Source organism: Actinomadura darangshiensis (assembly GCF_004349235.1).
Classification (GTDB): Bacteria; Actinomycetota; Actinomycetes; order Streptosporangiales; family Streptosporangiaceae; genus Spirillospora; species Spirillospora darangshiensis.
Map to the genome: position 1 here is coordinate 23,143 of NZ_SMKY01000080.1, position 9,536 is coordinate 32,678.

Here is a 9,536-nt window from a genome sequence, read left to right on the forward strand (position 1 = left end):
ATTTATCCGATCACTTGAGGCCGGGTCACTTGAGGGACGCCGGGACGTCGGCGGCGTCGCCGAGCCCGACCAGGTAGTCGGCGTACTCCTTGACGTCGCCCTTCGTGACGAGTCTGCCCTGCAGCGTCTCGTCGGCCGCGACCTTCTTGCCGGCGAGCACGTCGGCGGCGAGCGTCATGACCTTCTGGCCCAGCGCGAACGGCGACTCGGCGTTCGTCGCGTGCATGTCGCCGGACGCGACCGCCGCGAGCGCGTCGGAGATGCCGTCGTTGCCGACGAGCTTCACCTTCTCGGTGAGGTTGCGGGCCTTCAGCGCGGACAGGACGCCCATGGCCATCTCGTCGTTCGCGGCGTACACGCCGTTGATGCCGGGGTTGGCCTGCAGCACGTTCGTCATCACGTTCAGCGCCTTGGCGCGGTCGAAGTCCGCGGCCTGCTTGGCCACGACGGTGATGCCCTTGTGCTTCGCGATCTCCTCGTTGAAGCCCTTGCTGCGGTCCTGCGCGACGTTGGTGCCGAGCAGTCCCTGGATCTCCACGACCTTGCCCTTCTCGCCGACGGACTCGGCGAGCGACTTGGCCGCGTTGCGTCCGGCCTGGACGGCGTCGTAGCCGACGAACGTGGCGAGCTTGCCGCCCGACGGCTTGCGGTCGAACGCCATCACCGGGATGTTCGCGCCGTTCGCCTGCGTGACCGACGACGTCGCCGACTGGGTGCTGACCGGGTCGATGATCAGGATGCCGGTCTGCTTGGAGACGGCCGTCGTCGCCTGGTTCAGTGCGGCGGCGTCGCTGTTGTTGGCGTTCTGCACGTTCAGCTTGATGCCGAGCTTGTCCGCCTGCGCCTGCGCGCCGTTCTTGACGCTGACGAAGAACGGGTTGTTCAGCGTGCTCATGATGATCGTCGCGTCCTTCTTGCCGGACGCTTTGCCGGTGCCGGCGTCGTCGCCGGCGCGGCTGCACCCGGTGAGGGCGAGGGCGGCGGCGGCCGTCACGGCGATCGCGGCGCGGGTGGTACGGGCCACGCGCATGGGATTCTCCTTTGCGGGGTGGGGGCGGGAACGGGTCAGGGGGTCTTGGCGGTGGCGCCGCCGCGATGGGACGGGCCGCCTTGCGCGGTCCTGTCCGCACGCTTCGGGACGAGGGAGCGCAGCACGTCGATGTTGCGGTCCAGGAACACGGCCAGCAGGATGACCAGGCCCTTCACGACGTTCTGCAGGAACGGCGAGACGTCGAGGAGGTTCATCCCGTTGTCGATGACGCCGAGGACGAGCGCGCCGACGAGGGTGCCGAGCAGCGTGCCGCGTCCGCCGGCGAGGCTCGTCCCGCCGATGATGACGGCGGCGATGGCCTCCAGCTCCAGGCCGGTCCCGGCGGTCGGCTCGGCCGTCGACAGCCGCGCGGTGAGGATGAACCCGGCGAGCGCCGCCAGCACGCCGCTGATCACGAACGCGAGGATCTTGACGCGGTCGGTGCGGACGCCGGACAGCCGCGCCGCCTCGGTGTTGTCGCCGGTGGCGTAGACGTGCCGGCCGAACCGGGTCCGGGCGAGCAGGTACCCGAACACCGCGAACACCACCAGCATGATCACCACCGGGACGGGCACGCCGGCGACCCGGCTCTGCCCGATGCCCTGGAAGTCGTAGTCGGTGACCGCGACCGGGTTGCCCTTGGTGAGCTGCAGGCTGAGGCCCGACAGCACCGACATGGTGGCGAGCGTCGCGATGAACGACGGCATCCGCGTCTTGGTGACGAGCAGCCCGTTGACCAGCCCGATCGCGGCGCCGGTCGCGACGCCCGCCGCGACCCCGGCGACCAGGCCGTGGTCGCGGAGCGTCTGCGCGGTGACGACGGCGGTGAAGCCGAGCGCCGCGCCGACCGACAGGTCGATCTCCGCCAGGATGATCACGTAGCTCTGGCCGACCGCGAGCAGCGCCGCGACGGACGTGGCCAGCCCGACGTTCATCAGGTTGTTGTGCGTGAGGAAGACGGGGGAGGCGATGGTCAGGACGATCCCGACCAGCAGCAGCATCCAGACCGCGCGCAGCCGGCGTGCGGCCGCGGCCGCCGCGGAGAGCCGCGACGCGGACGCGAGGCTCGTGACGGTGGAGGTCATGGGGCACCTACCAGTGCGTGTTCGAGGATGTTCTGTTCGTTCACGTCGTCGCCGGCCAGTTCGGCGACGGGGCGTCCCTCGCGCATCACGAGGACGCGGTCGGACATGGCGACGAGCTCGGGCAGGTCGGAGCTGACCAGCACGACGGCGACGCCGTCCGCGGTGAGCCCGTTGATGATCCGGTAGATCTCGGTCTTGGCGCCGACGTCGACGCCGCGGGTCGGCTCGTCCATCAGCAGCACCCGGGGCCCGGTCATGACCCACTTGGCGAACAGGGTCTTCTGCTGGTTGCCGCCCGACAGCGACCCGGCCGGGATCGACGGCGACGCCGCGCGGACCCGCAGGTCCGCCATCACTTTGCCGGTCTCGGCGCGTTCGCGGCCGCGCCGGACGACGTCGGCCTTCGTGAAGCGGGCGAGGGACGGCAGCGACACGTTCGCCTCGACGGACTGCTGCATGGCGAGGCCCTCACCGGACCGGTCCGGGGTGACGTAGGCGATGTGCGCGGCGATCGCCTGCCGCGGGCTGCGCGGCTTGACGGGCTCGCCGTCCACGGTCACGGTCCCGGACGTGAGCGGGTGCAGGCCGAACAGGGCCCGCAGCAGCTCGCCGCGGCCGCAGCCGACCACGCCGCCGATGCCGAGCACCTCGCCCGCCCGGACGTCGAGGTCCACGTCGTGGAACGCCTCGCCGCCCGACGCGCCCCGCACCCGCAGGACGGCCCGGTCCGTGGCGTTGTGCTCCTTCGGGTAGAAGTCGTCCACGGCGTCGCCGACCATCGCGGTGACGACCTGGGCGGGCGACAGCGAACCGGTGGGCTCGTCCATGGTGACGCGGCCGTCGCGCAGCACGACGATCCGGTCGGACAGCTCGAACACCTCGTCCAGCCGGTGGCTGATGTAGAGGATCGTGACACCCGCCTCGCGCAGCCGCCTGATCTGCCCGAACAGCCGCTCCGACTCGCGCTCGTCCAGCGCCGCCGTCGGCTCGTCCAGGATCAGCAGCCGCGGCTTGTGCGTCATCGCCTTCGCGATCTCGACCATCTGCCGTTCGGCGACGCCCAGCTCGCCGACCGGCCGGCGGACGTCGATGTCCAGGCCGAGGTCCTTCAGCGCCGACGCCGCGGCCTCCGCCATCCGGCGCCGCGACACGCTCAGCCGCCCGAACCGGCCCTCCCGGTCGAGGACGTGCATGTTCTCCGCGACCGACAGGTTCGGGAACAGGTTCTGCTGGAACTCCTGGTAGATCACCTCGATGCCGAGCGCCATCGCGGCCTGCGGGTCCTTCAGGACCGCGGCCTCGCCGTCGACGCGGACCGTCCCGCCGTCCGGCTGGTGCGCGCCGGAGATCACCCGGGTGAGGGTGGACTTCCCGGCGCCGTTCTCGCCGCACAGCGCGACGACCTCGCCCGGCTCGACCGCGAGGCTGACGCCCCGCAGCACGTGGTTCTCCCCGAACGACTTGTGGACGTCGACCAGCTGCATCCGCATGTCGATCTCCCGTCAGTAGACGACGCCCGCGGTGAGCAGCACGTTCGCGTACGGGGTGAACTCCCCGGACCGCACCGCCGCCCGCGCGCCGCCGGTGGCCCGCTTGAACTCGGTGTGCGGGACGAACCGCACCGCCACGTCCGGGAAGCGCGCCTCGATCTCGGCGAGCATGTCCGGGCTGTGCTCCTTGATCTCCGCCGACATCAGCACGCCCTCCACGGCGACCTCGGCGAGGACGGCGTCCAGCAGGTCGAGGAAGCGCGGCAGGTTCTCGCGCACCGCCAGGTCGACGCGCTCCACCCCGGCCGGGACGGGCAGCCCCGCGTCGGTGACGGCGAGCAGGTCGGTGTGGCCGAGCTCGGAGATGACCCGGGCCAGCTGGCCGTTGAGCGTTCCGTTGTTGCGCCTCATCGGGCGGCTCCTTCCAGGGGGGTGCCGGTCATCAGCGCGTCCACCTCGTCCCGTCCGGGCAGGGACGGGCTCGCGCCGGGACGGGTCGTCGCCAGCGCGCCGGCGGCCGTCCCGCGCTTGATGGCACGTTCCACCTCGTCGCCCGCGGCGAGCGCGGCGCCGAGCGAGCCGGTGAACGCGTCCCCGGCCGCGGTGGTGTCGACGGCGGTGACCTCGTAGGCGGGGAAATGGCGGGCGCGGCCGGCGGTGACGGAGACGGCGCCGCCCGCGCCCAGCGTGATCAGCGCGTGGCCGACGCCGCGGTCGAGGAACCACCGCCCGGCCCGCTCGGCGGACGCCGCGTCGGTCACCTCGACGCCGGTCAGTTCGGTGGCCTCGCTCTCGTTCGGCGTGACCAGGTCGATGTGCGGCCACACGTCGCCGGGCAGCGGCTGCGCGGGCGCCGGGTCGAGGACGACCGTCAGCCCGGCCGCCCTGCCCGCCTTCGCTGCGTGGCAGGTCGTCGCGGCCGGGACTTCGAGCTGCAGGAGCAGGACGCCGACCTTCCCGGCGGTCGCGCGGATGCTCGCGTCGACCATCCCGGCGTCGAGGTCCGCGTTCGCTAGGGGAGTGATGACGATGTCGTTCTCACCGGACGCGTCCACCCGGATGTGCGCGACGCCCGTGCGGCCGTCCACTGTCCGGACCTCGTCGAGTTCGACGCCGTACGAGCGCAGGCCGTCCAGGACGATCTCGCGGAACGGGTCGCGGCCGACGCATCCGGCGAGCCACGTCCGCGCCCCCGCACGAGCGGACGCGACCGCCTGGTTCGCCCCCTTCCCGCCGAGTACGAGGGTGAAGTCGTCGCCGAGCACGGTCTCGCCGCGCCGCGGGAACCGTGCGCTGAACGCGGTCACGTCCGCGGTGATGCTGCCGACGACGAGAACACCGTTGGGTTCCATCGCGGTCCTCCTGTTCCGGCTGTTCGAGGCATGGGTGGGGAGAGGTCGCGGCAATTCCGCCGTGCCCGTGGGTGTTCTGTGGTCGTGGATCAGGCCCCGGCCGGGTGCCCGACGGTCTTGGTCTCCGGCAACGCGGTCATCGGTGCGGTTCCGGGCTCTGCGGTCCGGGCGGGGCGGTCGAGGCGCGTTCGACGATCTTTATGTCCATGACGATGCGCCGGGGGAGGTCGCGGGTCTGGCTGTCGTCGAAGCGGTGCAGCAGCAGCCGCATGGCGAGGACTCCCTGCTCGGTCATCGGGCGGTCGACGACGGTCAGCGGCGGGCGCAGCAGCGGCCCGGTGTCGAGGTCGTCGAAGCCGATGAGGCTGATCTGCCCGGGGACGTCCACGCGCATGTCGTGCAGCGCCTTCAGCGCGCCCAGCGTGGTGAGGTTGTTCGCCGTGAAGATCGCGGTCGGCGGTGCGGCGAGGGACAGCAGCGACAGGGTGAGCTGGTAGGCGCGCTCCTCGCGGAAGTCGCCGATCAGGTCGAGTTCCGGCGGGATCTCGACGCCCGCGGCGGACACGGCCTCCAGGAAGCCGTCCCGCCGGTACCGGCCGGGGGTGGACTCCTGGCCGCCGCTGATCATCGCGATGCGGGTGTGGCCGAGGGCGAGGAGGTGCTCGGCGGCCAGCCGGCCGCCGGCGCGGTTGTCGACGAGGACGGCGTCGAAGCTCTCCCCGTCGGCGAGGTCCCGGTCGATGAACACGACCGGGATCCCGCTGTCGCGCAGCTGCAGCGGGGTCTGCTCGTGCTCGGTGGCCGGGGCGAGGATGATGCCGTCCACCTGGCGGGCCATGTCGGCGAGCAGGTCGGCCTCGCGGGCGCCGCTCTCGTCGCTGTTGGCGAGCAGCAGCCGGTAGCCGTGGTCGCGGCTGACGGACTCCATGCCCTTCACGACGGCGGCGAAGTAGGGGTTGGTGATGTCGGGGACGACGACGCCGATGGTGCGGGTGCGCCCGGACTTCAGCGACTGCGCCGCGATGTTCGGCAGGAAGCCCAGCTCATCCACGGCGGCCTGGACGGCCTCCGCCGACCTGACCCGCTGTCCCCGCAGGAACCGCGAGACGGTGGCGGGGGACACGCCGGCCCGCGCCGCCACGTCGTGGATGGTCGCCACTTCGACTCCTGACTGTCGCGCACATCACTGAAATCGTTGTCAGAGAATGATTGCAGCATGGGAGCCGACGATGTCAATACCCGAGCCGGGGAAAGTACCGACCTGCCGATCCGCTCCGTCCGGGCACTGGACGGCGTGAGACCGCCGGGCGCGACGGAAATCGGTTTCAGGAGCGCGCGTCCACCCGGGTCCGCTGCGTGGTCCAGGCGCGGGCCTGCTCGCTGAGCGTGATGCCGAGGCCGGGACGGGCCGGGACGCGCATCCGCCCGTCCTTGATCGTCAGCCGCTCGTCGAACAGCGGGTCGAGCCAGTCGAAGTGCTCCACCCACGGCTCGCTCGGGTACGCGGCGGCCAGGTGCAGGTGGATCTCCATGGCGAAGTGCGGCGCGAGCCCCAGGTGCCGGTGGTCGGCGAGCGTGGCGAGCTTGAGGAAGTTGGTGATGCCGCCGATGCGCGGCGCGTCCGGCTGGACGATGTCGGCGGCGCCCCGGTCGATGAGCTCGCAGTGCTCGGCGACGCTGGTGAGCATCTCGCCGGTCGCGACGGGCGTGTCGAGGGCGCGGGCCAGCGCCGCGTGGCCCTCGGCGTCGTAGGCGTCGAGCGGCTCCTCGATCCAGGTGAGGCCGAACTGCTCCAGGGCGCGTCCCATGCGCAGGGCCGTCGGCCGGTCCCACTGCTGGTTCGCGTCCACCATCAGCGGGAAGCCGTCGCCGAGCCGCTCCCGGACGGCGGTGACCCGGCGCAGGTCCTCGGCGTGGTCGGGATGCCCCACCTTGATCTTGATGCCGCCGATCCCGTCCGCCACGGACGCGGCCGCGTTGTCGAGGACCTCCTCCAGCGGCGCGTTCAGGAATCCGCCGGAGGTGTTGTAGCAGCGGACGGAGTCGCGGTGCGCGCCGAGGAGCTTGGCGAGCGGCAGGCCCGCGCGCCTGGCCTTCAGGTCCCACAGCGCGATGTCGATGGCGGCGATGGCCTGGGTGGCGAGGCCGCTGCGGCCGACGGAGGCGCCCGCCCACGCCAGCTTCGTCCAGATCCTGCCGATGTCGCTCGGGTCCTCGCCGATGAGGGCGGGCGCGATCTCGGCGGCGTGCGCGTACTGGCCGGGCCCGCCCGCCCGCTTGGAGTAGCCGAAGCCGATGCCCTCGTGGCCGTCCTCGGTGCCGATCTCGGCGAACAGGAACACGACCTCGGTCATCGGCCGCTGCCGCCCGGTCAGCACCTTCGCGTCGCTGATCGGGGTGGCGAGCGGCAGCGTGACCGAGGACAGCTCGATCCAGGCGATCCGGTCGAGGGTCGCCTCACCGGCGGGCGCGCCCGTCACCTCAGCGCACCCGCTCGACGAGTTCGGTGAGCTCGGCGGTCTCGGCTTCGGTCAGGTCCGTCAGCGGCGGCCGGACGGGGCCGGCGGGCCGCCCGGTGATCCGCATGCCCGCCTTGATGATGCTCACCGCGTAGCCCTTGCGCCGGTTGCGGATGTCGCAGTACGGGAGGACGAACTCGGCCAGCCGCCGCTGCACCCCGTCCCGGTCGCGGGCGCGGACGGCGTCGTAGAACGCGAGCGCGAACTCCGGGACGAAGTTGAAGATCGCCGACGAGTACGTCGTGACGCCCATCTCCAGGTAGGGGAGCGCGAACGTCTCGGCGGTCGGCAGCCCGCCGATGTAGACGAGGCGGTTGCCGAGCCGGGACCGGATCCGCGTCATCAGCTCCAGGTCGCCGACGCCGTCCTTGAACCCGGTGAGGTTGGGGCACGCCTCCGCCAGCTCGGCGACCGTCGCGTCCTCGTAGACGGCGTTCGCGCGGCTGTAGATCGTCACGCCGAGGCGGGTGGCCTCGCACACCGCCCGGACGTGCGCGACCAGACCCTCCTGCGGCGCCTGGGTCAGGTAGGGCGGGAACAGCAGCACCCCGTCGGCGCCGGCGGCCTCGGCGTCCTCGGCCATCTCCACGGCCGACGCCGTCCCGTACCCGGCGGGCGCGATCACCGGGACTCCGTACGGCGCCTCCGCGACCGCCGCGCGCACGACCCGGCCGACCTCGCCCGGCGTCAGCGAGAAGAACTCGCCCGTCCCGCCCGCGGCGAACAGGCCCGCGACGCCGTACCCGCCGAGCCGGGCGATGTTCTCGCGGTAGGCGTCCTCGTCGAAGGAGAGGTCGTCGCGGAAGTGGGTGACGGGGAAGGAGAGGAGCCCGGACCCGAGCCGCCGGGCGATGTCGCCGGGTGCAGTCTGCGTCATGGTTCCGAGGCTAAGATGGCTGATTGATCCAAGTCCAACACGAAAAAGGCATCCACTGATACCGACAGGGAATCGATGTTCACGCTCACCCAGCTGGCGAACTTCGTGGCCGTCGCCGAGGAACTGCACTTCGGCCGGGCCGCCGAGCGGCTCCGGATGACGCAGCCGCCGCTCAGCCGGCAGATCCAGCTGCTGGAGAACGACCTGAAGGTGCGGCTGTTCGACCGGACGAACCGGTCGGTGCGGCTCACCCCGGCCGGGCGCGCGTTCCTCGTCGAGGCCCGCCGGCTGCTCCAGCAGGCCGACCACGCCGCGATGTCGGTCCGGCAGGTCTCGGCGGGGGAGGCCGGGACGATCACGCTCGGCTTCACCGCGGCCAGCGCCTACGCCACGCTCGGCCGGGTGCTGGAGGTCGCGCGGACCGCGCTGCCGGACGTCGAGATCGTGCTCCGGGAGATGGTGACGCGGGACCAGGCGCGCGCCCTCGTCGAGGGCGGCCTCGACCTCGGGCTCGTCCGCCCGCCGGTGACCGACCCCGACCTCGTGGAGCGCGGCGCCGACCGCGAGGCGCTGGTCGCCGCGATCCCCAACGGGCACGCCCTGGCGGGCGGCGACGGCCCGGTCCGGCTGGCCGACTTCGACGGGCGGCGGTTCATCATGTACTCGCCCGTCGAGGCCCGCTACTTCCACGAACTGCTGATCAGCCTGTTCCGGCAGGCGCGCGTCTCGCCCGAGTACGCGCAGTACCTCAGCCAGGTGCACAGCATCCTCGCGCTGGTCAACTGCGGCTGGGGCGTCGCGCTCGTGCCCGCCGCGGCGGCCCGGCTCCGCTACGCGGGCCTGTCGTTCCGGGACGTCGAGCTGCCCGATCCGGAGCCCGTCGAGCTGAGCCTGACCTGGCACCGGGGCAACGACAACCCGGCGCTCGCTCAGCTGCTGCGGCACCTCTGACCCGCCTTGACGGCGTCCGGCCGCTCGATTATTTTGGCGTTCAAATATTGGCCGTCAAAGTATCGATCCGCGCCGGCCCTCCGGCGCCGTGGAGGAACGATGAGCGACTTTCCCGCGTACGCGCCGTCGGAGGAGCATGAGCTGCTGCGGCGTTCGGTGCGTGAGCTGGCCGATGCCAAGATCGCTCCTTTCGCGGCGGAGGTGGACGAGGAGTCGCGGTTCCCGCGGGAGG

General features: G+C 72.0%; 10 protein-coding genes. 2 read left to right on the forward strand and 8 right to left on the reverse strand.

Going from position 1 to position 9,536, the window contains the following annotated elements; translation table 11 throughout:
* Nucleotides 1-25: 25 nt before the first annotated feature.
* From E1293_RS19070 to kdgD, 8 genes are all read right to left on the reverse strand, one after another.
* Nucleotides 26-1,030 (reverse strand): substrate-binding domain-containing protein, encoded by a 1,005-nt coding sequence (locus tag E1293_RS19070; protein WP_132198778.1) that lies wholly within the window; start codon nucleotides 1,028-1,030, stop codon nucleotides 26-28.
* A 35-nt stretch (nucleotides 1,031-1,065) separates the two neighbouring features.
* Nucleotides 1,066-2,115 (reverse strand): ABC transporter permease, encoded by a 1,050-nt coding sequence (locus E1293_RS19075; protein ID WP_132198779.1) that lies wholly within the window; start codon nucleotides 2,113-2,115, stop codon nucleotides 1,066-1,068.
* Nucleotides 2,112-3,605 (reverse strand): sugar ABC transporter ATP-binding protein, encoded by a 1,494-nt coding sequence (locus E1293_RS19080; protein ID WP_132198780.1) that lies wholly within the window; start codon nucleotides 3,603-3,605, stop codon nucleotides 2,112-2,114. The genes E1293_RS19075 and E1293_RS19080 overlap by 4 nt, the downstream gene beginning before the upstream one ends.
* Before the next feature lie 12 nt (nucleotides 3,606-3,617).
* Nucleotides 3,618-4,016 carry a D-ribose pyranase gene (gene rbsD, locus E1293_RS19085; RefSeq protein ID WP_132198781.1) on the reverse strand — a complete coding sequence of 133 codons (399 nt, stop codon included), beginning with the start codon at nucleotides 4,014-4,016 and terminating at the stop codon, nucleotides 3,618-3,620.
* Nucleotides 4,013-4,957: a ribokinase gene (locus tag E1293_RS19090; protein WP_132198782.1), complete on the reverse strand. Its 945-nt coding sequence runs from the start codon at nucleotides 4,955-4,957 to the stop codon at nucleotides 4,013-4,015. The genes rbsD and E1293_RS19090 overlap by 4 nt, the downstream gene beginning before the upstream one ends.
* Nucleotides 4,958-5,093: 136 nt before the next feature.
* The gene (locus E1293_RS19095) at nucleotides 5,094-6,116 is read right to left on the reverse strand and encodes a LacI family DNA-binding transcriptional regulator (protein WP_132198783.1); all 1,023 of its coding nucleotides are present in this window, start codon (nucleotides 6,114-6,116) and stop codon (nucleotides 5,094-5,096) included.
* A 166-nt stretch (nucleotides 6,117-6,282) separates the two neighbouring features.
* A complete protein-coding gene (locus E1293_RS19100) occupies nucleotides 6,283-7,437 on the reverse strand; it encodes an L-talarate/galactarate dehydratase (RefSeq protein WP_132198784.1) in 1,155 nt (384 codons plus the stop codon).
* Nucleotide 7,438: 1 nt separating this feature from the next.
* Nucleotides 7,439-8,353: a 5-dehydro-4-deoxyglucarate dehydratase gene (gene kdgD, locus E1293_RS19105; protein WP_132198785.1), complete on the reverse strand. Its 915-nt coding sequence runs from the start codon at nucleotides 8,351-8,353 to the stop codon at nucleotides 7,439-7,441.
* Between the two features lie 75 nt (nucleotides 8,354-8,428).
* Here kdgD and E1293_RS19110 point away from each other — a divergent pair, with 75 nt between their 5' ends.
* Nucleotides 8,429-9,304: a LysR substrate-binding domain-containing protein gene (locus E1293_RS19110; RefSeq protein ID WP_132198786.1), complete on the forward strand. Its 876-nt coding sequence runs from the start codon at nucleotides 8,429-8,431 to the stop codon at nucleotides 9,302-9,304.
* Nucleotides 9,305-9,403: 99 nt separating this feature from the next.
* The coding region (locus E1293_RS19115) for an acyl-CoA dehydrogenase family protein (RefSeq protein ID WP_165978291.1) at nucleotides 9,404-9,536 on the forward strand (133 nt) is incomplete at its 3' end.